We start from the raw sequence: 25,839 nt of genomic DNA, 5'->3' as shown, positions 1-25,839 counted from the left end.
CCTGCTCAGTACGAGCGCGGCAGTCCCAGCACGTGCTGGGCAATGTAGTTGAGGACCATTTCCTGGCTGATAGGCGCCAGGCGGAAGAGGCGGACATCGCGCCAGAGACGCTCGATGTGATACTCCGTCGAGAAACCATAGCCGCCCAGGGTCTGCATGGCCTGATCACAGGCGTTGAAGGCAGCCTCTGCCGCCACCATCTTGGCCATATTGGCCTCCGCCGCACAGGGCAGGTGATGATCAAGGAGCCAGGCTGCTTTGTAGTTCATGAGACGAGCCATCTCGATCTCAGCTTTCAGGCGCGCCAGCGGGAACTGAATGGACTGGTGACGGCCAATCTTCTGACCGAAGACCACGCGCGCATTGGCATAATCGACCGCCAATTTGATGGCCAGTTCCCCGGCACCTACACAGCCTGCGGTAGTGACGATGCGTTCGCTGTTCAGCGTATCGACCAGGTATTTCCAGCCCTCGCCCTCCTCACCAATGAGCGCCGTCTTGGGCACGACCAGCTCGTCGATGAAGACCATGCTTGAGGTCACGCAGTGGGTTCCGACCTTCTCCAAGGGCTGATGGCTAACGCCCGGCGAGCGCGGATCAACGAGAAAGAGGCTGAGGCCAAAGGTGCGGCGTGGAGCCTCCTCCAGTGGCGTGGTGCGTGCCACTAGCAACATGCCTCCCGCGCGATCAACCCCTGAGATCCAGACCTTTTGACCGCTGATGACGTACTCATCGCCGCGGCGGCGCGCCAGGGTCTTGGTGGCCAGCGTGTCGCTCCCCGCATCCGGTTCGGTGAGGGCCATGCTGAAGTCGAATTCGCCGCGCGCCAGCGCCGGCAGGTAACGCTCGCGCTGCTCTTCGGAGCCGTGCCGCAAGATGGTCAAGGCTCCAAAGACCGGCGTCATCATGAACAACTGGGCAATAGTGGCTCCCGCCCCGCTGGCGGCCATCTCTTCCACCACGATCGCCATTTCCAGCAGCCCCATGCCAGCTCCCCCATAGCGTTCGGGAATGATCGTTCCCAGCCAGCCGGCCCGAGCCAGCTCCTGCCATAGCTCCTCGGGGAAAGCATGCTGGCGGTCCTTCTCACGCCAGTACTCCAGGCCATAACGGATGGCGAGCTGCCGTACGCTCTCACGAATGAGGGTATGCTCTTCTGAGGTCTGAAAATCCATCGTTGTTCTCCCTGTGCAAGATAGGATGGATCAAGATGGGTCGGGCCGCGCCGAGGCCCTCCAGGATGGCGGACCCCCTGGAAGATAGCTCCCTCAATGGGCCGAGAGGAGAAGCGTCCAGGGATGCTCCAGCAGATATTTGACGCGCGCAAGGAAACGCGCCGCCGGCTCGCCGTCGACGAGACGGTGGTCGAAGGTCAGGCTCAGCCCCAGTCGGCTGTAGCGCTGGAACCCCTCAGCGCCAGCACGGACTTGCTCGCAAACGCGCCCCACACCCAGGACGGCCCCCTGCCCCCTGGGAAGGATGGGGGTGAAGTAGTCGACTCCCTGCGCTCCCAGGTTGGTCACGGTAAAGGTCGCCCCGGCAAGAGCATCGGGCGGCAGCCGACCGCTGCGAGCCTGCTCGGCCAGGCTCTGCAGCTCCGCACTGATCTCGGCCAGGCTCTTGCGATCAGCTTCCCGGATAACAGGCACGAGCAAGCCATCCTCAAGCGCTGTGGCCACGCCAATATTGATCTCGCGATAAAGGCGGATCTCCTCCCCCACCAGGGCAGCATTGAGCCGACGATGCTCGCGCAAGGCAAGAGCTACCATCTTGATCAAGAGATGGGTAATGGTGATTCCGGCCCCTCCAAGGCGCTGCTGCTCTTGCTGTAGCTCCGCCCTGAGTTGCAAGGTCTGAGTGACATCGGCCTCCATCATCAAGGTGAGCTGGGCCGTCTCTTGCAGGCTGCTCAGCATATGCCCGGCAATACGCCGACGCATAGGGGTCAGCGGCTCACGGTCATAGGCCGGCAGCGAGCTGACGCTCTGGGCGGAGGCCATCGCAGCAGGGGGCAGCGCCGTGCTCACCGCGTCGACAGCCGCTGGCTGGCTGCTCTCCTCACGGAGCTGCTGCCAGGCCCGCAGAACGTCAGCCTTGTGAATGCGTCCCCGGGGGCCGCTGCCCTGGATGCGCTCCAGAGGTAGGCCCAGGTCCTGGGCCATGCGTAAGGCCACGGGCGAGATCTCAAGCCGCCCACGCCCGTCTCTACCACCAGCCTCCTGCCTCGGAAGTGCTGGCGGCACGCCGCCTGGCTGCTTTTCTGCTCCCCACTCTGACCCTGGCCCTGGCCGTGGGGTCTCAACTGCTCTTGCGGCACCTGCAGCCACCGCCTCCCGCTGAGCCAGAATGCGTGCAATGACAGCCCCGACAGCGACAGCTGTCCCTTCAGGCTGGAGGATCTGCAGATAGCCACTCCTGGGAGCCTCAATCTCGTGAGTGATTTTCTCCGTCTCAATCGTGCAGATGACCTCGCCAGCGTTGACCCACCCTCCCTGCGGTTTGGACCACTGGACGATGGTACCCTCTTGCATGGTCAGGCCCAGACGAGGCATGATCACCTCGGCCTCGGACTGCGCTCCCTCACTTGCCTCAGTCATAGCTGCTCCCCAACGTGTTTGCTCGGCCAAATGGTCAACGACCAGGTCACAACGGCTGACAATCCCCGGTCAGGATAGCGTGAGACACCAGCGTCTCATCTCACGGGGCCAGCACTTGCTCTACAGCCGCGATAATGGCCGTCCGATCGGGCACGATTGCCCGCTCCAGCGGTGGCGAAAAGGGAATCGGCGCGAACGCCGCCCCCACGCGCGTAATAGGCGCATCAAGCATATAAAACGCCTCTTCACCGAGAGCCGCCGCCAGCTCAGCCCCAACTCCGCCGCAGCGCGTGGCACTATGAGCAATCACCAGACGATTGGTCTTCTCCAGCGAGGCTCGTACCGTCTGCAGATCAAGTGGATTCGCGCTGCGCAGATCAATGACCTCGCAGGAGATTCCACGCTCCGCCAGCGTCTCCGCCGCTGCCAGGGCTTCGCGCACCATGACCCCAAGGCTGGCAATCGTCACATCCCGCCCCTCACGCTTAATGGCTGCGCGCTCCAGCGGCAGGACATAATCACCGTCTGGGACCTCTTCGGCCAGGGCGTACAGGGTCCGGTTCTCAACAACGATCACGGGGTTGTCGTCGCGGATAGCCGCCTTCAGCAGGCCCTTGGCCTCGCAGGGTCCAGAGGGCATCACCACTTTGAGGCCGGGTACGTGGGTTAGCCAGGCCTCCAGACTTTGCGCGTGTTGGGGGCCGGCGCTGTCGCGATAACCCGTCTGGGTACGCACCACCAGCGGTAGTTTGGCCTGCCCTCCAGTCATGTAGCGCATCTTGGCCGCCTGGTTCACGAGCTGATCCATGACCAGGGCCAGGAAGTCCATAAACATGATCTCCACGACCGGGCGGAGACCGAGCGTGGCCGCGCCGATGGCCAGACCCACCACCGCCGCTTCGCTGATCGGCGTGTCGCGGACTCGCTGCGGACCAAAGCGCTCCTGCAGGCCACGCGTGGCTCCAAAAGGCCCGCCAGGCGCCCCAACGTCGACCCCGAGCAGGCAGACCGCTGGATCACGCTCCATCTCTTCACAGAGAGCTTCGTTGACTGCACGCACATAGCGTTTTTCCGCCACAGCAACTGCTCCTTTGCTTACCCGGATGTCAGTTCAGCCTCGCTAGCTCAGCCTGCCCCAGACGGCTGGTAGAGCACATCTTCCAAGGCCGAGGCCGGATCAGGAAGAGCCGCCTCTTGCGCATAGGCGATGGCCTCCGCCACCGCCTGACGGGCCTGAGCTGCCAGCTCCGCCTCCTCTGCCTCGTTCAACAGCCCTTCACGCCGCAGACGCCCAGCAAAGAGACGGAGAGGATCATGCGCTACCGCCTCCTCCAGCTCAGTGGACGAACGATAGCGCTGCGGATCACCTTCGTAGTGCCCACGCACACGCCAGGTCAGGCACTCCACCAGAGCTGGCCCTTCGCCAGCGCGGACCCGCCCCAGCGCCTCGCGCACCGTCGCCCGCACCGCTAGCGGGTCCTGTCCATCTACCCGCCAGGCCGGGAGCCGATAGGCGGCGGCTCGCTCAGCCACGCTCTCAACGGCGGCGTGCACACTCAAGGGCGTAAACTCGGCATAGCCGTTGTTCTCACAGAGCAAGAGCAGCGGCAGGCGCCAGAGAGAGGCGATATTGGCCGTTTCGTGAAAGAGACCAGTATTGACCGCTCCATCGCCAAAGACTGCCACGGCTACCTGTGGCCGTCCCTGCAACTGCAAGGCCCAGGCCGCTCCCGCCGCATGCGGGAGGCCCGCCCCCACCACGCCATTGGCTCCCAATACTCCCACTTCAAACGCCGCAATGTGCATGGAGCCGCCCCGCCCTCGACAGTAGCCACTGGCCTTGCCGAAGATCTCCGCTGCTACGCGCTTCAGGTCGGCCCCCTTGGCAATGACATGGCCATGTCCTCGATGCGTCACATACAAATAGTCCTCGCGCTCCAGAGCGCTGGCCAGACCGGCAGCCACCGCCTCCTGACCGATCGAGAGATGAATAAAGCCAGGAATATGCCTGGCGGCAAAATGATCGCGCACCGCCTCCTCGAAGGCCCGAATCAGCTGCATCGTCGCCAGCAAACGGCGCGCTAGCACCCTATCAATCTCCTCAGCAGGCACACCTCGCCTCCTCTCCAAAGAAGATCAAGATCGATCTCACAGGGCAGACGGGCAACGACAACGGATAGCCGCTCTCACCAGCTTCCTGCGCTGCCCGTCTGCACAGCGCTCAGCAGCACAACGCTAGCTGCCGACGGAGCTGGGGGCCGGTACCACCAGCATGCGCGTCAATTCATGCACATCCTGGCACTGCTCCAACGAGCGAATCAGCTCGATCAGCCGCTGTGTCGCCTCGGGCGCCAGAGGCAGATCTGGCTGCAGCTCCTTGAGCAGTTCCAGCTCGCGAGCAAAGTCCCAGGCATAGTAGCTGGCATCGACCTGCAGCTCCTGCTCCAGCGTGCGCCCATCGACAAGATGAACCGTCAGACGCAGCGAGAGCGGCGGTAGATCCTGGCGGGCTCGCATCTCCAGTTTGCTGATCAGAGCGCGTGTGGCCTCATCATCAAACTGGGTGAGGGCAGAGAACGAGAACGAGCGATGCGCCAGGGTCCAGGCCACACAGAAAGGCGCACTCATCTGCGTCTGCTCCACCGTCGTAAATGGTCCGGTGTAGGCCATGCCTGGATAATTGGCCTCGTAGGCGTTCATCTCCAGTTCGATCCGCGCGATCTCTTCTGGATGGGGCCCATGCGCTCGCACCAGCTCCAGGGCCGCCGTAATGGGACTTTGATTAAAGGCGCAGACTGGATACGGCTTGAAGGTCACGTTGAGGATCTCCCAGGTGCGTCCCAGGTGACTCACCACGCGCTCCAGCCCCTCCCGCGTACCGGCAAAGGCCTGGTAGAAGCCGGCAGGACCTTCCAGCGCAATGGCCGAGGCCCGCGCTCCTTCGCGCGCGAGCAGAGCAGCCAGCAGACCGTTACGCGCCGCCACGCCGTTTTCAAAGTGCCACTCCATCGTTCCCGAGGCGAAGGATTGTGTGGTCCCCCCGGCAAAGGCCGAGGCCAAACCAAGTGCCGCCGCCAGCTGCTCCTCGCTCAGAACCAGCGCCTTGCCCACTGCTGCCGCCGCCCCAAAGACCCCGTAGATAGCACTGGCCCGGAAGCCGCGCGGCGTGGTCAAGGCTGTAAAATCACGACTGACCGCCGCCAGGACCTCGTAGCCGGCCACCAGGGCGGTCAGGAAGGCCCGCCCATCCAGCGGACGCAGCTCGCTCGCAGCCAACAGCGCGGGGATAATCATCGTGCCGGGGTGAGCCGTTCCATGCGTGTCCTCCTGGACACGTCCATGCAGAATGACCCCATTGGCAAAGGCCGCTCCAGCCACGCTCGCGCGCAGAGAGGAGCCGATCACGGGCGCGCTTACTTCGCCCACTCCAGGCTCGGCCAGCACTACCAGACGGCGTGCAATGTGAGCATATTCCAGCTCCGAGCCAGCTAGCCCCACCGCCAGACCGTGTAACAGGCACGTCTTGGCCTTGTCAATCACCTGGGCCGGCAGCGCCTCATAGCTCAGACCAGCCACAAACCGCGCAAGCTCTGCGCTCAAGGTTCTTTCCATTGACACCCTCCTTGTTCTCACTCGCTTGCTCACGCAAACAGCCGCAACCGCCTCCAGATCCGGCACCGGACTGACTCACCGCTCCTCGACAGACTCAGGCCGGATTGGCCGACTGGCTGGGGCTGGAGCTGCCTCCCCTGGCCGTAGCCGCGGCGTCCTCAGCGACGCGCAGGCGCAGCTCGCGCTTGAGTACCTTCCCCGAGGGATTGCGCGGCAGCGCCTCGATGAAAAAGATATGGTGCGGCACCTTAAAGCGGGCAAGCTTGGCCTGACAGGCGGCTCGCAGCTCCTCGGCAGTCACCGTCTGGCCCGGCTTCACCACAACATAGGCTACCGGCACCTCTCCCCAGCGCGGATGCGGCATACCCACAACCGCCGCCTCCAGAACACGCGGGTCCTCGTAGAGCACTCGCTCCACTTCGAGCGAAGCGATATTCTCGCCGCCGCTGATGATCATGTCCTTCTTGCGATCGACAATGTAGAGATAGCCCTCCTCATCGAGATAGCCGATGTCGCCGGTGTGGAACCAGCCGTTGCGCAAGGCCGTTGCCGTGGCCTCGGGGTCCTTCCAGTAACCTTTGAAGACCTTGGGACCGCGCAGAACGATCTCCCCCGGCTGGCGCGGCGGCAATGGCCGATCGTTCTCGTCAACAATGCGCAGTTCCAGGTGGAGACAGGGTTTGCCGACTGAGCCAATCTTCTCTATGGTCTTGGCCTTGTCGAGATAGGTATCGCCCGAGACCGTTTCAGTCAGGCCATAGGCATCAGCAAACCAGGCCTGGGGGAAAAGCGAGAGCAGTTTCTGAATGAGCGGAATGGGCATCTTCTCGCCACCATCGATAATGAAGCGGACCGAGCTGAGGTCGTAGTTCCAGATGCCTTCGGCCTGGAGCAGCATGTTGATCATCGAGGGCGGCAGCCACATGTTGGTGACGCGCTCGCGCTGCACGGTTTCCAGCAAGGCCAACGGCTCAAACTTGCGTAGAATGACCACGCTACCACCTGCATAGAGAACCGAGGTCGCAGGCAGATCCAGCCCACCAACGTGGTAGAGTGGCCCAACGATGAGCGTGCGATCCGCCGCCGTGATGCCGAAGAGCGTGATCTGCGCAATATTCTTCCAGTAGAGGTTGCCATAGGAGATCATGACCCCTTTGGGGTAGGCCGTGGTGCCAGAGGTGTACATGAGACGGTGCAGGTCATCGCTCCCTACCTCTACCGCCGCTACGTGCTGGCCCTGGTGGGCCGCCAGCAGCTCATCATAGACCAGCCAGCCCGCCGGTACGTCCGCCCCAACCCCAAGCACATGGCTCAGCGCCGGACAGCGCCCACGAACCGCCTCAACAACGGGGGCAAACTCGCGCTCACTCACGAGCAGCTTGGTCTCGCTGTGATTGAGAATATAGACCAGCTCTTCGCCTACGAGCCGCCAGTTGACCGGCAGAGCCACCGCGCCAAGTCGGTTCACGGCGATGATGGTCTCCAGGAACTCAGAGCAGTTCTTGAGGAGGATAGCAACGATGTCCCCAGCTTGCAAGCCACACTCCTGAAGAGCACAGGCAAGCGCCTCACAGCGCTCGTGAAGCTGACCATAGCTGAGCCGCCGCCCCTCGTAAATAATGGCCTCCCGCTCGGGGTGCCGCTCTGCATAGTGCTCAATGACACTGCTGAAGTTGAAGGTCATGACGCGCTCCTTTGCCGGCTCACCAGGCCGGGCCGCAGCTTACTTGGCAGGCAGATCGCTCCTTTGCTCGCTGGTGGCCTGGCAAGCACCTTCCTTCCAGGTTGCTGGACCGGAGAGATGGAGAGGACAACACAACGCAAGGCCAAAGCCGCGCGCAGCTGCCCCCCTGAACCGCCCGCCGGCAGACCCAGGTTCGGCCCCTCGCTCGTCGACGCGCTGGGCACGGGTGACACGGCTGGTTGACCGGGCCCCACTTCCCCGACCGACCAATCGGTCTGTTCGGCGGAAGTATAACATAGCCTGCAATTTGGCGTCAAGGGTCAGTGGAAAGTATTGCGCGGATTACTGTCGCGCAGGATTAGACTTTACTAGTATCGTGATTTCACTAAAGGCAGAGGGGCAGCGACTTCTAAAAGTGCTATAATCGATAGACCCTTGACGGCGGTACTTCGCCTATGCTATACTCTCAACCGACTGGTCGGTCGCATAGAAGCGACGCGTCCACCGTAGACGCTGCCGCTGGCGCAGCGCACAGCGCAGACCATCAGGTCGCTGCTCTGCTTTCGGCAGCTCCAGTAGAGCAGACGGCTGGCCGTCGACGTCAGGGTAGCGTGCTTCTGGCCTGGTCTTGTTCGGCCCGGCCCGCACAGCGACGACGTGCGGCCTTCGTTCAAAGGAGGTCTAAGGATGAGCGTCTACCCACGGTCCAGTGAGCCTTTCCTCTTTGTCCACAAGGAGCCTGTCCAGGGTCAATGTCCTGAGTGTGGCAGCTACAACCTGCGGCGCTACCCCGTGCTGAGTGAAGGCGGTTGGTGGCTCGTTACAAAATGCCAGGACTGCCTCTTCAGCCTGGAGCGCGAGCGCTGGGGTCGCCTCGGCTCTATCCAGCTTCTCTCCGAGACACTCTAGCCCGGCCTGATTGGGCGGAGTGACATCCTTGCGCCCTGACTGACTGACTGACTGACTTCACTGATCGTAGAGTCGCCTCGCGTGAGTATTTCTTCTGAGGAGTCTTTCTATGCTTGCAGTCGATGTTGGCGGCACGTTCACCGACGTTGTGGCCCTCGACGACCACACGATCAAGGTAACCAAGGTCCCCACGAATGCCCTGGAGACGGAGCGCTCGGTGATCGAAGGCGCGCGCCTGCTCGATATCGCCAGCAAACCGATCTTCAACCATGCCAGCACTGCCGGCCTGAATGCCATCATTACGCGCCGTCTCCCCAAGGTGGCCTTTCTGACGACAATCGGACATCGGGACATCCTGGACATGGGACGAACATGGCGCCCGCTCGACGCCCTGACCGACCCCGGCTGGCGCCGCCCCTTCGGCGATGCCGCCGCTCCCCTGGTCCCCCGCTATCTGCGCCGTGGCATCAGCGAGCGTATCACCGCTGATGGCAGCGTGCTGATCCCTCTCGACGAGTCCCAGGCCCGCCAACAGCTGGCCATTCTCAAGAAGTGTGGCGTTCAGGGAGTTGCCATCTGCCTGCTCAATGCCTATGTGAACCCACAGCATGAAATCCGCCTGCGTGAGCTTGTTCGCCAGGAGCTGGGTGATATTCCCTGCTCGATCTCCTCGGAGGTCTCTCCCCTGGCCAAGGAGTACGCACGCGCCTCGACAACGCTAATCGATGTGCTGATGAAGATCATTTTCTCTCAGTACTCGCACAATCTGCTCTCGGGACTGCGCGAGGCCGGCTTCACGGGCCAGGTTAATTTTGCTGATTGCGCCGCGATGCTACGTCCCGCTGAGATCGCGATGGAGCAGCCTTTCCGCATCGTCTTCGCCGGTCCGGCGGCAGGAGCGGTCTCCAGTGCCCATTTCGGGCGGCTCATCGGTGAGGAGAATCTGATCTGCTGCGACATCGGCGGCACATCCTGCGATATCAGTGTGGTGACGCATGGTCAGCCGGTGGTGAATGAGACCTTCGAGCTGGAGCATGATCTGCTGGTCAATGCGCTCTCGATCGAGATCACCAGTATTGGGGCCGGCGGCGGCAGCATCGTTTCGATCGCTCCTTCCGGCGAGATGCACGTCGGACCGGAGAGCGCCGGCGCCGATCCCGGTCCAGCCTGCTACGGCAAGGGCGGTACAGCCCCAACTCTGACCGATACCTGCCTGTTAATCGGTATCCTTGACCCCGAGCGCTTCCTCGGCGGCCAGATGCGCCTTAATGTGGACCTGGCTCGCGCGGCTTTCGAACGTCTGCCCACTTCGTTGAGCCTGGAGAAGCGCATCGAGTACGCTTATAAGATCGGTCTGAATAATATCGCCGAGGGCCTGCTGGACATCACGATTAAGCAGGGCATCGATCCGCGCGATTATAGCTTGATCGCCTATGGCTCCGCCGGCCCGCTCTTCCTGCCGGCAATTCTGGAGCAGATCAAGGCCAGGCGGGTGATCGTTCCTCCCTATCCTGGCTTCTTCTCTGCACTTGGCCTGCTCAGCTCCGATCTGGTCTACTCCGACAGCCGCAGCGCCTATATGGTTCTGACGCCGGAGGCGGCTCCGACGATTGCGCAGATCTACCGCGCGATGGAGGAGAAGCTCCTGGCGCGTATTCCTGGCGACAAGAGCCAGCTACGGGTCCTGCGTAGTTTCGATGGGCGCCTGCTTGGCCAGACCTGGGAGACCCCCTTCGTGGAGGTGCCTGCCGGTGAGATTACCGCCGAGACGATCACGACGATGATCGAGAATTTCCACCGCGTCTACGAGCAGCGCTCGGGCAATCGCTTCGAGGCGATTCCGGTCCAGAGTGTGACCTATCGTGTGCAGGTCGTGGTGCCTTCGCAGAAGGTTGAATATCCCTTCCTGGGGCAGGGCCAGCCGCACGAGGCCGCTCCCGAGCGCTGGACGACGCTGCGCTATCTCGGCAACGGAGAGCTGCGAGTCGCGGAATATGAGCGCGCTCACTTGACGAGCGGGGCATTCGTGCGTGGCCCGGCCATTATCCGCGAACCGACCTCGACGATCCATGTGGTCGCCGGTCAGGTGGCCCGCGTTGGCTCCTGGGGAGAGATTGTTATCGAGCCAGCGGCTTAGCGCGGTTCGGCTCCATCTGGCGCGGGCAGGGGCCACTCCCTGCACTCATTCGCTCGCAGCAACAGCGAGCCTCTGCCCGCCCGCAGACTCGCTAATCTACTTCTTAGCCGTCTGTACGCTGCTACAGTACACAAGGAGGTCCCTACTATGGTGCGCGTCGAGCCACCGGTGCTCATCAAGGATCTGGACGAGGATGCTTTCCGCGCGCGCTACCAGTGCGATCGCTTCACGGCAACGGTCCTGTCTAGCCGTCTGCGCTATATCGTGCAGCATATGTGCACAGGATTACTTACCAATGCCTTTTCAGTTATTTTACGGGATTGGTACGATTTCGCTAGCACGATTGCTGGTCCACCAGAGCTGGACTATCCGACACCGGCGGTGAGCAACAGCCTGGTGCTCTTCCTGGGTACGATGACCGATGCGGTGCGCAATGCCGTTGAGGAGTTCGGGCCCCAGAATCTGCAGCCGGGCGATGTGCTGATGTGCAACGATCCCTATCGCATTGGCACCCATGTGAACGATGTCTGCTTTATTCGTCCGGTCTTCTTCGAAGGCCGTCTGGTCGGCTTCGTCAACCTACAGGCCCATATGCTCGATATGGGGGGCGTGGTGCCGGCTGGCTTCAGTGGCACGAAGCGCAATGTCTATGAGAACGGCCTGGTCATCGGACCGCAGTTGCTCTATCATGACGATCGTCCGGTCAAGTCGGCCTGGAGCCTGATCTTCGACAATGCCCGCTTCGGCAATCTGCTGCTGCCAGATATTAAAACGATCTATCAGAACCTCCGTCTTGGCGAGAATCTGCTGCTGGAGACCATCCAGCGCTACGGCGTTGAGAGCTATCTGGGGGCGGTCCGCTATGCCTGCGATCTCTCGGCAGAGACTATGCGCCAGGCTCTGGCCCGCCTGCCGGATGGCGAGTTCGAAGGTGAGGATTTCATCGACTGCGATGGTGTTGACGATAGCGAGGAGTACCACGTCAAGGTGAAGGTGCGCATCCGCGGCGATCGCGCGGAGGTGGATCTGAGCGGCAGCTCACGCCAGGCGCGCACGAGTATCAATGGCGGCTGGCTGGACGCCAAGACGGCGGTGGCGGTGGCCCTCAAGTATCTGCTGGACCCGCGCAGCCCTTTTACGTCGGGCACGCTGCGCAATGTGGATATTGTGCTGCCGGAAGGCACTTTCTTTAGTGCTATGCCGCCCGACGGGGCAATCTTCCTTTATTGGGAGAGCACCCAGCCACTGCTGCTGGCGATCTTCCGCGCGCTGAAGGAGGCTCTGGGGCCGAACGCCGTCGGCGGCGATTACTGTTCGCTCAATATCCATAATGCCAACGGCGTGCGCAACGGTGTGCCTTGGGTGACGATGGCGCAGTGCGGCGGCGAGCATGGCCCCTGGGGCGCGACCAAGGATGGCGATGCCGACAGCTATATGGTGTTCTACCTGGCGAATAATCTCGACCCTGCCACCGAGGCTATCGAGGCCGATTTCCCCTGCGTGGTGCTGCGCAAGGAGTATGCCACCGATACTGCTGGCGCCGGTCGGCATCGCGGTGGGGCAGCGGTGGTCAAAGATACGCTGTGGCTGACCGAGGCCGAGCACTATTCGATGCCGCTGCATACGAAGGCCCCCAGCGGCTTCGGCGTCTACGGAGGCAAGGATGGAGCCGTAGGGGCCGTCTGGGTCTGGGAGCCCGAGGCCTACGAGCAGGTTCAGCAAGCCGGCCTGGTCGGTTTCGACGAGGCGGTCTATCGCCAGGCTACGCCCGTCGCCGGGGTGCTCAATCCCGAGTCTCATACCCTCGACCGCCAGGGACGCTACTTTCACTTCGCCCGCGTGCCAATCTGGCGCACACGCCCACGCACGATGTTCCGCTATCTCACCAACGGCGGTGGCGGCTGGGGCAATCCTTTGGAACGTCCCCCCGAGCGAGTTCTGCGGGATGTGCGCGATGAGTACATCAGCATCGAGACGGCACGAGAGCTGTATGGCGTGGTTATCCAGGGCGATCCTCAGCACGATCCCGAGGGACTCCAGATTGACTATGAGGCAACGCAGGCGCTGCGTAACGCAGCTGCCAGCCAGAGACATTGACAGGCGTTCTATAATCTGTACTGCATGTGAAAGGTGGGATCTATGGGCCAGCACTTCCCGATCTGCAGGAGAACACGAGGCCTTCGACCCGCGGTTCCGGCTTCCATCCCGGTGGCGGTTCCTCCTCATCCCCCTTAAATCAACGCCGCCTTTGCTTGCTGCAGTGCAGAAAATCAATTTGGGACACGCTGATGGTGACTGACAGTTTGTCGAGGGAGCAGAGGCCGGCCCCCTGCCCCCCACCCCGCGTTCAGAGAGGAGGGTTCCCGTGGCACGTAAGCGCGATATTATCGAGGTAGCTGCTCAGCTCTTCGCCCGGCATGGCTACCACGGTACCAGCGTACGTGACCTCTCCGAAGCGCTGGGGCTGGGCAAGGCCAGCCTCTACCACCATATCGAAAGCAAGGATGAACTCCTGTTTTGGGTGCATGAGCAGTTCATCAACCCCTTGCTAGAGGAGACAGAGCGACGTCTGAGTGCCGAGATGGACCCACGCGATGCTCTGCGCACTCTGAGCTGTATTCTGATGCGCGTCATCGCCGACTACCGGCCCTACGTGACTGTCTTCTTGAATGAGTGGAGGGCGCTCTCTCCCGAGCGGGCCGCCGCGATTCGGGAGAAGCGCAAGCGCTTTGAGGGCTACATCCGCGCGGCTCTGCAGCGCGGTGTTGAGCAGGGCCTCTTTCGGCCCCTGGATGTCTCGGTGACCTGCCTCGGCTTCTTGGGTATGCACAACTATGCCTATCAATGGCTCAATCCCGAGGGACGCCTCTCCCCCGAAGAGATTGCGGCTACCTTTAGCTCCATCTTCTTGCGCGGCATTGCCCAGGGAGACAACCAGAGCCAGGCCCCGGAGACCTCAGCCAGCCCACAAGCTGGCTGATTGGCCTCGGCCCGCCGCGCGACTTGTCCATTCTCTCGCCTGCTTACTCGCCGCGCGGCGAGTGGATGGCCAGCTGTGACGCGGTACCCAGTACGAGCCGGGACAGCCACAGGGAGTGCCTTGAGTACGCTTGTGGCTTGCTGACCCTGGCTGCAGTTTGGGCGCTGCTGGTCGTGTGTGCATTGAGGCAAAGTGAAGCGATGCAGCGAAAGGCGGTTCTCTTATGGCAGCAGCTCCTGTCAGTGATCGGATTAATCTGAGTGGCCAGGTGGCGGTGGTCACCGGCGCGGCCCGTGGCATCGGCCAGACCACCGCCCGGGTGCTGGCCCGCGAAGGGGCCAGCGTGGCCGCCCTGGATGTGCTTCCCTGTACGGAGACGGTGCAGGCAGTGGAGGCACTGGGCCAGCGCGCGTTGAGTGTGCACTGTGATGTATCCGATGCGCAGCAGGTGCGCCAGGCGATCGATGAGGTCGTGGCCCGCCTCGGCGCCCCCCATATTTTGGTCACCTGCGCTGGGGTGGTCTCGCGGACAGATCTGGAGGCGATGACGGTGGAAGAATGGGATCGGGTGCTGGCCATTGATCTGCGGGGCACGTTCCTCTGTGTACAGGCGGTCTATCCCCATATGAAGGCCCGCGGCTATGGGAAGATTGTATGTGTAGGCTCGGTCGCCGGCAAGGTCGGCGGCGTAATCTCCGGCCCTCATTATGTGGCCGCTAAGGGTGGCGTTCACTCTTTTATTAAGTGGGTGGCGAAGGCCGGCGCTCCCCATGCAATCTATGTCAATGCCGTGGCTCCCGGCCCGGTCTGGACCGATATGACCATCGGGCACCCTTATCGCGATGAGATGTCTCCCCTGGGCCGCCTGGGCGATCCGCGCGATATCGCTGAGGCGATTCTCTTCCTGGCTTCCCCTGCCTCGAATTGGATCACCGGTCTGGTGCTGGATGTCAACGGCGGTATGCTCATGGATTAGCCGCGCTCCGCTCTTCCCTCTGGCTCTGCTTTGACTCCAGTTCCAGTGAGTGAGCGCGGTGGTATATTGCTGGCTTCTGCCTTACCACCGCGCTCTTCCTTATTATGGAGACTGCAGCTCTCTGCGTCTCGCACCGTTGATCGGCTCCTGCGTGCTCCGACTGCATCTGCGTCAATCGCTGAGCTTGGCCCTGGGTCAGCAGTAATGCTATCCTGGTAGGGCAGAGTAAGAACAGCGAGCAGGAGGAGCGGTTGCTTCTCAAGGGCTGAGCAAGCGCGGTGGCGCTGCATTCCGGCTCGCACAGCGACCGTCGCCTTCCTCTCCTCTACCAGAGTGATGATGAGAAACAGGTAGACCATGAGCAGTTCAGCGGAGCAACCAGCAGAGCACCAGTCTGACCAGGCATTGGCCAAACGTCGGCATACGTATGTGATCGATCCCGAGAATCCAGGCGAACTGGCTCGCCTGACAATGCAGGAGCGCCTCATCACCGAGGGTATGGGCGGCCTCTTTCCCGAGGGGCTGACGCTACCCCCGGCGGCCAAAGTGCTTGATCTGGCCTGCGGCCCAGGCGGCTGGGTCCTGGATCTGGCGCGCGCCTACCCCGATGCCGAGGTGATTGGGGTCGATATCAGTCCGGCAGTAGTGGAATACGCGACGGTTCAGGCCCAGACGCGCCGCCTGGCCAACGCCAGCTTTCAGGTCATGGATGTCACAAAACCACTGGCCTTCCCCGAGACAGTTTTTGATCTGGTGAATGGCCGCCTGCTGTCTGGCTTCATGCTGCCCGCAGCCTGGCCACGTCTGGTGGCCGAAGGCTATCGCCTGCTGAAGCCAGGCGCCGTACTCTGTCTAACCGAAGGCGAGCTGTCGCTGACAACCAGCCCGACGCTGAGCGCCTTGCACGAGCTGGGAACACGCGTGCTGAAGATGGCCGGTCGCAGTTTTTCGCCTGACGGACGCCATGTCGGTATCACTCCTGTACTGCCACGCTTGCTGCGCCAGGCCGGCTTCCAGCAGGTACGCCTCCATGCGACCGCCATCGAATGGTCAATCGATACTCCCGCCTACTATGGTCTCTTTAAAGACTGCCTGATGGGCCTGGAGCTGATTCAACCGTTCTTGTTGGGCACCGGCTTGATTGAGCGTGAGGAGCTACAGCGTCAGATGCAGCAGGCTCTGGCAGAGATGCAGCAGGACGATTTTTGCGCTATCTGGACTCTGGTGACAGTCTGGGGCCAGAAGCCAACGGCGTCATCTCCGGCCTGAGTTCCCAGGCTCGCCCCCACTCCTCCGACCCGGTCGGCCAGGCCTGGCCTGGCTCCAACTCGCCCCAGGGCGATCAGGGGTTAGAGCTGGCTTCCAAGAGCCAGCAGGAGTAGCAGGATGCTCAGGAGCAGACCGCTGAGCAGGAGGAAGGCGATGAGGCGGGCCTGACGACTGGTCTCGTCTACGGCGATGTTGACGGCCAGCAGCAGACTCTCATCGTTCATGGTCGGCTGGCTCGGCTCCGCCGGATAGTGCGGTCTACCAGCGCTGGCATTGGCCCGCCAGTGCTCAGGCCAGCGGCTGAGAGGCGTGAGCCGTGGCCGGCCCAGGCCACAGCGCAGATAGAGATAGCAGAGAACCACCAGGCCGCCAAGCAATAGCATGCAGACGATCAGAATGAGAAAGGGCAGCATAGTGTTTCGCTCCTTTGTACTTCACGGGCCTACACTCGTTCTTTCGTCACCCCAGGAAGAGTGTTGCCACTCTACCTACATACACTCTGTAATGACGCTTGTCTCTGGCTTCCGTGAAAAGGAAAGGGCGACCCGCTTCACCCATACTCACGAGCTAAGCAGCTTCCCTGGAGACAGATTCCTCCCGCTGGAGAAAAGAGGCTGCAGCGAGCAGGCAGCACAGCCAGGCCAGCAAGAGGGGATCTTCTCTATCAGCATCTATCGCTCTTGGCGCTCACGGCTGAGATTGTGACCACCCCGCTGACTGTGATAGAGTACAGGGACGCAGAGAGAACGTGAGAGAAACGAGGTGTTCTATGAGTGACCACGACCAGTTGGAGCTGGCCACGCTCGCGGGAGGCTGCTTCTGGTGCACCGAAGCGGTCTTCAAGCGCGTCAAAGGAGTGGAGAGCGTCACTCCCGGCTACGCCGCTTCCCAGATTCCGAACCCCAGCTATGAACAGGTCTGCTCGGGAAAGACTGGTGCCGCCGAGGCCGTTCAGATCCGCTACGATCCGCGAGTCATCTCCTACGAACAGTTACTTGACATCTTCTGGCACATCCACGATCCAACGACGCTTAATCGTCAGGGGAACGACGTCGGTACACAGTACCGCTCAGCCATTTTCTACCATGACGATGAGCAACGGCGCATCGCCCTGGCTTCAAAGGAGGCCCTGGAGCGCGCGCGGACCTATCGCGACCCGATTGTGACAGAGATCGTGCCGTTCAGCAACTTCTATCCTGCCGAAGACTACCACCGCGACTACTACGATCGTCACCCTAACCAGCCCTATTGCATGATAGTCATTACACCCAAGGTGCAGAAGCTGTTGAGGGAGTACACTCCAGTCGTTAAGGAAGACCAGGCGCACGCGTAGCTCGCCAGAGAGGGGACGCGTCTGTATGCGCTGGGAGCTGGGTCCGAGAGCGAACGGAAGAACGGTGACCCCAGGGGGAGAGAACAGACACCTGTCTGATTGTTTCAGGTATCTTCTCCCGGCTCGCCCTCTCTGCAGCACTCGTCAGAGCCAGGGCAGAGGGCTTGTCTGGGGTCACCTTCTGCTTCGCTGATAAATGGGAAGCGGAACAGTGGCAACAGTCGGGTCCGCTACGAGGCGGTCGCTCTTAGAGGACAGCGGTTACCCGGCGCAACCGGCCATCGCGCAGGAAGTTCACAACCAGGCGATCACCGGGCAAATGGCGCCGCACAATACGCTGCAGGTCGCGCGGCTCAGCGACTGGCTCCCCGTCGGCGGCCACAATGATATCAAGACGGCGCAGGCCTGCCCGCTCAGCGGGGCTGTCATGGTGGACTTCCAGCAGCTCCATACCGCTGACCTGGTCGAGCTGGGCGCTGCGTCGCAGAGCCGGGTCCAGCAGGACGCGCATGCCCCCAACTCCCAGCGCCACGCTTCCCGCTCGGGCCGTGCTACCGCGCGTGATACGCGCGATCGCCCCCTGGAGCGTTTCCAGAGGGATCGAAAAGCCTAACCCCTGAGCCAGAGCCACCATCGCGGTCGTCATGCCAACGACCCGCCCTGAGCTGTCAACAAGCGGGCCGCCCGAGTTGCCTGGATTGATAGGGGTATCGGTCTGAATGAGGTTGGTAAGACGACGCCCCCCACGCCCCTCCAGGGTTCGCCCGAGGGCGCTGACAACCCCCGCAGTCACGGTCCAGTTCAATCCGTAGGGATTGCCTACGGCAATCACCAGCTGGCCTACACGCAGCTTTCCCCGCCCAAATTCGGCGACCGGCAGACGGTCCGCGCCGATGCGCAGGAGAGCAACATCAGCATCAGGATCGGTACCGACCAGGCCAGCATCAAAGGAGCGCCCATCGGCCAGCGTTACCCGAATGCGCCGCGCGCCCTCGACAACATGGGCATTGGTCAGCACCTGACCATCGGAGGCAAAGAGGAAGCCAGACCCCAGCCCGGTCGCGTCGAAGCCGGGCCCCCCATAGCCGGGGGCAAAGTATGGCCAACGCAGCCCGCCGCGCTCAACGTCAATACGCACTACCGCCGGCCCAACACGCTCCGCCGCTGTCGTGACGGCACGCGAATAGGCATCGAGGGCCTGTGCATCGCGTTCTTCTGTTTCCATCATCGCAACAATCGCGCTTTCTGCTGTGGAACCCCATTTTTCGCCGAGCGTGCGAGGCCGCGAATCAATGAGATTGCTTTCTATTGTATCACATACCCCCCTGCAAGGGGCAGCGCACATATCCACTCCAGGCGGCTGGCTACAGGGTCCCTAGCAGCTCCATGAGCTGCCCTAGCTCGCGTCGCTCATCGAATAAGGGCACCAGCATCACGAGCAGCTCGTCAAAGCCCTGAGCCAACAGCTGGCGCAGACGAGCGGCCACCGTGGCCTCATCTCCCCAGACCACCAGGTTCCTGACCAGCTCTTCTGGCAGCAGACCGTCGGACCCCAGCGGATAGCCCGCATCCGCGAACATGTTGCGATAGAAGGGCGCACGTCCATAGAGGCCGAGATGCTTGCGCGCCGCCTCCAGAACGGCGTTCCAATCTCTTCCTAACACTACCGGCACATGGGCCAACAAGGGCGGTACCGGGCGTCCACGTGAGGTAGCCCCTTCGACCAGAGCCGGCCTGGCCTTCTCCAATAGATAGGGATGGGGACACATCCAGGAAATGGCCCCATCGGCTAACTCGCCCGCCAGTCGAAAGGCCCGGCTGCGCAGAGCAGAGATCAGAATGGGAACGCGCACCGGCTGCGGAAAGGAGGCGTGCGCCGTGTAGAAGCGCCCCTGAACGTCCACAGCGCCATCCCACAGCGCCGCTCTCAGGATGCTCACATACTCGCGGAGCTGCTCCAACGGCTCCACCATCGAGAAGCCGTAGACCCCCTCAATCGAGTGGCGATGGCTGGTCCCCACTCCAAGGCGCAGGCGGCCCGGCCCCAGCTCCTCCAGCGTGTAAGCCTGCTGGGCCATCACCAGGGGATGCCGCGGGTAGGTCGGCACAATCGCCGTTCCCAGGCGGATGCGCTCCGTCTGCACCAGAGCCGCGGCAAAGAGCGTCAGGGTATCCGGCGAGGTCGGCAGCTGCGTCATCCAGAATTGGCGCACCCCAGCCTGCTCGGCCTGACGAAGCCTCTCTAGAAGATGAGGCACACCGGCACGCCCAAAGAGCGCCAGCCCAACACGCTCGCGCGCCGGCTGGTTAGCATTTCCTTGTCCGTGAGCAGAAACGGTGCTCTCTTGCTGCATAGGTCTTCTCTCTTCCTCCACCTGGTAGCGCCTTCGCGGCAGCTACCAGTTCTCATGCAATAGGAGAGCAGCCTCAGCAGGCCCTCTCCTGCCGTGCAACATAGCACCCGGCAAGCAGCCCTGTCAAGCCAAGAGAGCGCTCCCAGCGGACCGAAACCGCGCACGTAGATCGATCGTTCAGACGAGAAGCAGACTAGCGACCAGCCAGCGGCTGCTGACGCTGATTGGCCCCAACTCGATATTCACGCATCACTAGCTCTGTCAGCTCCTCAACCGACGTCTGTCCCGCTGGCTTATCCAGGGCAATACGCCCGTGCTGCAGGAGATTGACACGATCACAGATCTCCAGTACCTGGGCATAGTTGTGGGCGATCATAATGATCGAAACCTGACCCTCGTTCTTGAGCGTACGAATCAGATTCATAATCAGGCTGCCTTCTTTGGCCCCCATCGCCGCCAGCGGCTCATCCAGCAGCAAAATGCGCGCCCGTGAGTAGACCGCGCGCGCAATAGCAATCGATTGACGCTGGCCTCCCGAGAGCTGGGCCACCTCCGTATCGACCGAGGGGATATTGACCCCCATACTCTCCAGATACTCGCGCGCCAGGCGGCGCATGCGCCAATTATTGAGCAGCGGCAAAGGATTCAGCAGCGTCTCACGCTTCAGAAACATGTTATGATAGACACTCAGTTCATTCACCAGGGCCAGATCCTGATAGACGGTCTCAATGCCCAGTGAACGTGCATAGGAGACCGAGCGCAGGCGGACCTCCCTGCCGTCGATAAAGATGCGGCCCTCATCAGGCTGCAGGAAGCCCGTCAGGATCTTGATCAGTGTCGACTTGCCAGCCCCATTGTCGCCGACCAGGCCCAGAACCTCACCCTGGCGCAGGTAGAGACTGACGCCATTGAGAGCTGTCACCGCCCCAAAGCGCTTGACCAGCCCCTCCGTGCGGATCACCTCTGTCGTCGTCGACTCACTCATTCGCGCCCTGCCTCTCGCCATAGTCGCAGGCGAACGTTCAAAATCATCGCCACCAGGATGGCCGCCCCCAGGATAATATCAAACGTGAAGGCACTGACCCCGAGCAGGGTAAAGCCATCGCGCAAGATCGAGAGCACGAGCGTGCCCAAGAAGGCCCCGACAATCGTGCCCAGGCCACCGGTCAAGGCTGTTCCTCCGATGACCGCGCCGGCTACCGCCATGAACATAATGTCGGTGCCACCAGCCAGGGGATCGATCGAGGTGATGCGGAAAGCCTCCAGGATGCCCGCGAAGCCACCGAGTACGCTACAAAGCATGAAATTGCCAATCTTGATACGCGCTACATTGACACCCACCTCGCTGGCTCCTAGCAGATTGCCGCCGGTCGCCACCGTGTGCAGTCCCCAGCGCGTCCAGGAGAGCACAACCTGCATGACGATGGTGATGGCAATGGCCCAGATGATTTCCGAGTAGGAGGCGTGCCCCAAGATTTCATTGATCAGCCCCTCCGAGGGCGTCAAGACCGGGAAACCCTGAGAGATGGTCAGCGTCAGGCCATTGATCAGGAAGAGAGTCCCCAGGGTCGTGATGAAAGAGGGCACTTTCAGCATAACGGTAATCAGGCCATTGAACAGCCCCACCAGCGCACAGACGATCAGCCCCAAAATCAGCCCCACCAGCAGCGGCAGGCCCGCCTGATTGGCAAAGTACATGATGAATGGCGCCAGGGCGTAGACTTGACCCACCGAGAGGTCGATCTCACCACAGATCAAGAGCATAACCTCACCGGCGGAAATGATGGCGGTCGCAGCCACAAACTGGGAGAGCGTCCTGATGTTCTGCGTTGACAGAAAGGCTTGATTGGAGAACTGGAAGTAAATGATCAGGGCTATGGCCACGACCACGATGCTGGCTTCACGCTGCCGCAGGAAGAGACGGGCCACTCGGAGCCAGGGATTGGGCCGCTCCGGCGTCGGTTCCGGCTCCGTCTGCACCGGCGGAGCAGAAAGCACATTCTCGGCCATTGCGATGCTCCTTCTTGTTGTGTGCTGTCTACCTTCTGATTGCCTTCCGCCCTATCAAGCTCCAGCCTGCTCGCACGTTGCCAGGCTATCTCGCCAGACCGATGGTGCTCCCCCCTTTCAGCTGAGGAGCAGACAGTAATAGTATGTCCTATAGGATCGGAATCTGTAAGTCCTCGCCGCTTTCTCACTCCTCTTCCCCTGGGAGAGGCTAGCACCCGTCAGGCAGGCCCAGGGAGCCAGATCAGAGCAGCGCCAGCGCGCCAGAACTACAGATTCCGCCGCTTATCTTATCCTCTTGCCAAAGTACTACCTGGCTGGCCGTCCGCTAGCCGGGGAGAGAGGTAGCAGACAGACAGCCAGGCAGCTCTCAATTAATTGGTCGGCTTCCCGGCTAGCCTTCCTCTGTCCGTGGGCTCACGCCCCTTCACTCACGAGCGCGGCACCAGCTGCTCTTTCGAGGAACTGCCCTCAAAGCGCGTCTGCGTGCGTAGATAGGGGCCAACGTTCTCCTTGGTGACAAAGAGCAGGCCGGTGTCAGTGTCGGAAGGCACCATCAGACCGCCCGAGAGCAGGTAGAGGAAGAGCTGGATCACCGGGTAGAAGCCCTGCAGGTAGGGCTGCTGATCGATCGTGAAATCGAGGTTGCCAGCCTGGATCTCCTGGAGGGTCTTGGTCAACAAATCGTAGCCGCCGCCATGCACTCCCTTGGACGCCAGGTTGTATTTCTCCATCACCTGGGCAACGCCCTGGGTACTGCCCGCATCGACGGCAAACATGCCTTTGAGGTTGGGATGACCCAAATAGTAGGCTTCGATGCGCGACAGCTCCTCCTCTACCTGGGCTCCCGTCGCGACCTCAACAAAGTTGATCGGCGCTTTGGAGTCCAGGATGGCTTGCCTGGCACCGTCGATGCGCGGCTGAATGTTGAGCGAGCCAGGAGTGGCGATGAAGCCCACGACGTCGCCACTGCCTACGAGGGAGACAACGCGCTGCCCCATGCGATAGCCCGATTGATAGAGATCCTGACCAATGTAGGCCAGGCGCCGGTTCTTGCTCCCGGCTGGGGCATCGGCATTGTAGGCTACCACCGGAATGCCCGCATCCAGAGCGCGATTGACTGGATCATCAAAGGCTGTGGGGTCGATGATGGCAACAGCAATGCCGTCGGCTTTGGCAGCAATGGCTGCGTTGAAGGCATCCACCATTTCCTTGACAATACTGTTGGCCGAGCCTGTCCATTGATAGGTACAGCCAACGAGGGCGCAGGCATCCTGTATGCCGTATTGGGTGGGGACGAAGAAGGGATTGGTGGTGACGTGATTGATGAAGACAAAGTTCCATTTTGGATGGCTGGGGAAGTTGCCCTCCGTTCCTGTGGACGAGCTGCTCGCTGACTGGCCACCACAGGCCGCCAGCGCCGAGGCCAGTGTGGCCCCGGCACCTCCGGCTAGCGCGGTCTGCAGCAGACGCCGTCGTCTGAGAGGAAGACGCTCGAAATACGCTGAGAAGCTTGATCCTTCCACGGCTGGACCTCCAGTTCCTTCTAGTCGCCTGACAGACAGAGCGATTGCCTGGGAAGGCTCACTCCGAGCGAGCGACGAAACTTGACAAGGAGAGCCTCCTCCTTGCTGTTGGCTTGCTTTCCTCGCTTCAGTCGCTTGGCTGATTGATTCGCGCGCTTGCTCCCGGGTCCCTACAACCTCGTACGGATGCTCATGCTCTCCAGCAGCATTTTCATCGATATTCATCTATCTAATGACGAAAAGAGATCGCTGCGCTGGTGCCGGGTTACTCACCTCCTTCCCTGGCAGTAGCTGGCGCCTCGCCCTGGCCAGGGCAAGTGCTCAGCGACAGATCGGGGCCTGTGCCGCTATAGCCCAGGGCCCGGTGCACGTCCTCGGTGGTCAAGACAATGAGTTCGCGCATAGCCTCCTCGGCGGCCAGTTCCTGACCCTGGCGAATGGCCTCAGCAACGCGCCGGTGGAGCGGCATCGTGCGCCGATTAGCCCCTGGCAGGCGCGCCGTCACCAGACGGCTGGCGCGCAAAGGGGCCGCTAATGTGGCCACAATACGCTGTAACAGCTCATTGTGGGCTGCAGCGCAGATGGCGCTGTGAAAGGCCAGGTCGGCTTCGATGTAGGGCTCGGCTTCCTCAACCAGCTCCTCCAGTCGGCCACACGCTCGCTCGATGGTCTCTATCTCTTCGGCAGTCGCCCGCGAGGCCGCCAGCCGCGCCGTCATCGGCTCAAACATGAGGCGCACTTCACAGACCGCCTCTAGAAAAGCTGGATCAGGCCCCACCTCGTACTGCCAGGTCAGCACTTCAGGATCAAGCAGGTTCCAGTCCGTCCGGGGACGCACACGTGTCCCCGTCCGGGGGCGCGATTCAATCAGCCCCTTCTCCGCCAGCACCTTGAGCGCTTCACGCAAGACCGGACGGCTGACGTTGAACTGCTGGCTCAGTTCTGGTTCGCTCAACAGGGCATCTCCCGGCTGAAATTCCTTACGCATGATGCTCAACCCGATCTCCCGCACAACCTGCGCGGACAGGTTCTGCCGCCTGAGCGAACGAAAGGTTCTTGCCATCTGCCTCCACAATTGTCATACAATTTAACGGTATGATAATATAGGGAAGCGGCCTCTGTCAAGCCGTCCATTGACGGAGTTCGCTCCGTGGTGCCGTTCACTGTCGATCCGATCATCTCTAGAGGAGCTAGCGGGTACCGTTATGAAAATTGTCGATGTCAAGACCCACGTGATGGGCACCGCCTGGCGCAATCTGACTTTTGTGCGCGTGATTACCGATGAGGGACTGGAAGGGGTCGGTGAGGTGCGCATGCTCAATCATACTGATGCCCTGTTGGGCTACCTGGCCGAGGCCGTGCCTAACCATGTGCTCGGCCACGATCCGCGCCATATTGAGGATCTGGTCCAGCGCATGTATCGCAATGACTATGCCCGCGCCGGCGAGATTGCCATGTCGGCCATTGCCACCATTGAGATTGCTTGTTGGGATATCGTGGGCAAGGCCCTGGGACGCCCGGTCTATGAGCTACTGGGCGGCCCGGTTCGCGAGCGCATCAAGGCTTATGCTAATGGCTGGTACACGGTCGAGCGTACACCGGAGGAGTTCCACCGGGCGGCGCGGCGCGTGGTTGAGCGCGGCTATCGCGCTTTAAAGCTCGATCCCTTCGGCTCGGGCTTCTACGAGCTGGAGCCGGCAGAGAAGCGCAAGGCGGTGGCGCTGGTGGAAGCGGTGCGCGACGCTGTGGGTCCAGATGTGGAGCTGCTGATCGAGATGCATGGGCGCTTTAATCCAGCGACGGCGGTGGAGATGGCTCGCGAGCTGGCTCCGTTCAGACCCTCCTGGATTGAGGAACCGGTTCCGCCTGAAAACCTGGCGGCGCTCAAGAAGGTGACCGAGCAGGTGACGATACCGGTCGCAACCGGCGAGCGCCTTCATACGCGCTACGATTTTCGCCCGCTCTTTGAGCTGCAGGCTGCCGATATTATTCAGCCCGATATTACGCACTGCGGCGGCATCCTGGAAATACGCAAGCTGGCCGCCTGGGCAGAATGTTACTATCTGCTGGTGGCTCCCCACAATGTCGGTGGCCCGGTCTCGACGGCGGCGGCTCTCCACCTGGCCGCCGTGACCCCTAACTTTAAGATCCAGGAGCATTTTAACGATCTCAATGAGGAGTGGGTCAAGCAGGCAGCCCCGGGCAATCCCGAGGTGGTCGATGGCTATTTCTCGCTCCCCCAGGGGCCGGGCCTGGGAGTGACACTTGATGAGGCTTTTGTGGCCGCCCACCCACGCCAGCGCATCTTCTTTAATCTCTTCGCGGAAAACTGGCATCTGCGCCAGGCGGTGCAGCCACCGGTGCCGGGATCTAGCGCTTCTTCTGCCGAGCAGCCACCATCGCCGACAGTCTCCTGACCAGCGACTGAGCCAAGCTGCTCCGCTGTGCGGAGGCT

General features: G+C 61.7%; 21 protein-coding genes. 8 read left to right on the top strand and 13 right to left on the bottom strand.

The window, feature by feature from the left end; all coding sequences use genetic code 11:
• Positions 1-5: 5 nt before the first annotated feature.
• The 6 genes from A4R35_RS03005 to A4R35_RS02980 form a co-directional block, all read right to left on the bottom strand.
• Positions 6-1,175: an acyl-CoA dehydrogenase family protein gene (locus A4R35_RS03005; RefSeq protein WP_112426405.1), complete on the bottom strand. Its 1,170-nt coding sequence runs from the start codon at positions 1,173-1,175 to the stop codon at positions 6-8.
• Positions 1,176-1,268: 93 nt separating this feature from the next.
• On the bottom strand, positions 1,269-2,597 hold the full coding sequence (locus A4R35_RS03000; RefSeq protein ID WP_112426404.1) for a dihydrolipoamide acetyltransferase family protein: 1,329 nt from the start codon (positions 2,595-2,597) through the stop codon (positions 1,269-1,271).
• 100 nt (positions 2,598-2,697) lie between these two features.
• Positions 2,698-3,675 (bottom strand): alpha-ketoacid dehydrogenase subunit beta, encoded by a 978-nt coding sequence (locus tag A4R35_RS02995; protein WP_112426402.1) that lies wholly within the window; start codon positions 3,673-3,675, stop codon positions 2,698-2,700.
• Positions 3,676-3,722: 47 nt separating this feature from the next.
• Complete coding sequence (locus A4R35_RS02990) at positions 3,723-4,709, bottom strand: thiamine pyrophosphate-dependent dehydrogenase E1 component subunit alpha (RefSeq protein WP_223258164.1); 987 nt, start codon at positions 4,707-4,709, stop codon at positions 3,723-3,725.
• A 123-nt stretch (positions 4,710-4,832) separates the two neighbouring features.
• Positions 4,833-6,209 (bottom strand): MmgE/PrpD family protein, encoded by a 1,377-nt coding sequence (locus A4R35_RS02985; RefSeq protein ID WP_112426400.1) that lies wholly within the window; start codon positions 6,207-6,209, stop codon positions 4,833-4,835.
• Positions 6,210-6,303: 94 nt separating this feature from the next.
• Positions 6,304-7,893: an acyl-CoA synthetase gene (locus tag A4R35_RS02980; RefSeq protein ID WP_112426399.1), complete on the bottom strand. Its 1,590-nt coding sequence runs from the start codon at positions 7,891-7,893 to the stop codon at positions 6,304-6,306.
• 687 nt (positions 7,894-8,580) lie between these two features.
• Here A4R35_RS02980 and A4R35_RS02975 point away from each other — a divergent pair.
• From A4R35_RS02975 to A4R35_RS02945, 6 genes are all read left to right on the top strand, one after another.
• A complete protein-coding gene (locus A4R35_RS02975) occupies positions 8,581-8,802 on the top strand; it encodes a hypothetical protein (protein WP_112426397.1) in 222 nt (73 codons plus the stop codon).
• Positions 8,803-8,911: 109 nt separating this feature from the next.
• Positions 8,912-10,939, top strand: a complete 2,028-nt coding sequence (locus A4R35_RS02970) for a hydantoinase/oxoprolinase family protein (RefSeq protein WP_112426395.1) — start codon at positions 8,912-8,914, stop codon at positions 10,937-10,939.
• A 147-nt stretch (positions 10,940-11,086) separates the two neighbouring features.
• The gene (locus A4R35_RS02965) at positions 11,087-13,036 is read left to right on the top strand and encodes a hydantoinase B/oxoprolinase family protein (RefSeq protein WP_112426393.1); all 1,950 of its coding nucleotides are present in this window, start codon (positions 11,087-11,089) and stop codon (positions 13,034-13,036) included.
• Between the two features lie 268 nt (positions 13,037-13,304).
• Complete coding sequence (locus A4R35_RS02960; RefSeq protein WP_170293216.1) at positions 13,305-13,919, top strand: TetR/AcrR family transcriptional regulator; 615 nt, start codon at positions 13,305-13,307, stop codon at positions 13,917-13,919.
• Positions 13,920-14,142: 223 nt separating this feature from the next.
• Positions 14,143-14,895: an SDR family NAD(P)-dependent oxidoreductase gene (locus A4R35_RS02955; protein WP_112426390.1), complete on the top strand. Its 753-nt coding sequence runs from the start codon at positions 14,143-14,145 to the stop codon at positions 14,893-14,895.
• Positions 14,896-15,252: 357 nt separating this feature from the next.
• On the top strand, positions 15,253-16,164 hold the full coding sequence (locus tag A4R35_RS02945) for a class I SAM-dependent methyltransferase (RefSeq protein WP_112426386.1): 912 nt from the start codon (positions 15,253-15,255) through the stop codon (positions 16,162-16,164).
• An 80-nt stretch (positions 16,165-16,244) separates the two neighbouring features.
• On the opposite strand, the gene A4R35_RS02940 is transcribed toward A4R35_RS02945, so the two are convergent.
• Positions 16,245-16,577: a hypothetical protein gene (locus A4R35_RS02940; protein ID WP_112426384.1), complete on the bottom strand. Its 333-nt coding sequence runs from the start codon at positions 16,575-16,577 to the stop codon at positions 16,245-16,247.
• 356 nt (positions 16,578-16,933) lie between these two features.
• Between A4R35_RS02940 and msrA the strand changes: the two genes are divergently transcribed.
• Positions 16,934-17,497, top strand: coding sequence for a peptide-methionine (S)-S-oxide reductase MsrA (gene msrA, locus A4R35_RS02930; protein WP_112426380.1), 564 nt, complete (start codon positions 16,934-16,936; stop codon positions 17,495-17,497).
• 247 nt (positions 17,498-17,744) lie between these two features.
• Here the strand turns inward: msrA and A4R35_RS02925 are convergent, their stop codons facing one another.
• From A4R35_RS02925 to A4R35_RS02900, 6 genes are all read right to left on the bottom strand, one after another.
• Positions 17,745-18,725, bottom strand: coding sequence for a S1C family serine protease (locus A4R35_RS02925; RefSeq protein ID WP_189361260.1), 981 nt, complete (start codon positions 18,723-18,725; stop codon positions 17,745-17,747).
• 136 nt (positions 18,726-18,861) lie between these two features.
• On the bottom strand, positions 18,862-19,851 hold the full coding sequence (locus tag A4R35_RS02920) for an LLM class flavin-dependent oxidoreductase (protein WP_112426376.1): 990 nt from the start codon (positions 19,849-19,851) through the stop codon (positions 18,862-18,864).
• A gap of 193 nt (positions 19,852-20,044) precedes the next feature.
• Complete coding sequence (locus A4R35_RS02915) at positions 20,045-20,836, bottom strand: ATP-binding cassette domain-containing protein (protein WP_112426374.1); 792 nt, start codon at positions 20,834-20,836, stop codon at positions 20,045-20,047.
• Positions 20,833-21,861 carry an ABC transporter permease gene (locus tag A4R35_RS02910; RefSeq protein WP_112426373.1) on the bottom strand — a complete coding sequence of 343 codons (1,029 nt, stop codon included), beginning with the start codon at positions 21,859-21,861 and terminating at the stop codon, positions 20,833-20,835. The genes A4R35_RS02915 and A4R35_RS02910 overlap by 4 nt, the downstream gene beginning before the upstream one ends.
• 428 nt (positions 21,862-22,289) lie before the next feature.
• The gene (locus A4R35_RS02905) at positions 22,290-23,384 is read right to left on the bottom strand and encodes a sugar ABC transporter substrate-binding protein (protein ID WP_223258163.1); all 1,095 of its coding nucleotides are present in this window, start codon (positions 23,382-23,384) and stop codon (positions 22,290-22,292) included.
• A 265-nt stretch (positions 23,385-23,649) separates the two neighbouring features.
• A complete protein-coding gene (locus A4R35_RS02900) occupies positions 23,650-24,447 on the bottom strand; it encodes a FadR/GntR family transcriptional regulator (protein ID WP_112426369.1) in 798 nt (265 codons plus the stop codon).
• A gap of 142 nt (positions 24,448-24,589) precedes the next feature.
• Between A4R35_RS02900 and dgoD the strand changes: the two genes are divergently transcribed.
• Positions 24,590-25,801 (top strand): galactonate dehydratase, encoded by a 1,212-nt coding sequence (dgoD, locus tag A4R35_RS02895; RefSeq protein WP_112426367.1) that lies wholly within the window; start codon positions 24,590-24,592, stop codon positions 25,799-25,801.
• The last annotated feature ends 38 nt before the right edge of the window (positions 25,802-25,839 follow it).

The organism is Thermogemmatispora tikiterensis, from assembly GCF_003268475.1.
Lineage (GTDB): Bacteria > Chloroflexota > Ktedonobacteria > Ktedonobacterales > Ktedonobacteraceae > Thermogemmatispora > Thermogemmatispora tikiterensis.
This window is presented reverse-complemented; position numbering and strand designations above follow the sequence as displayed.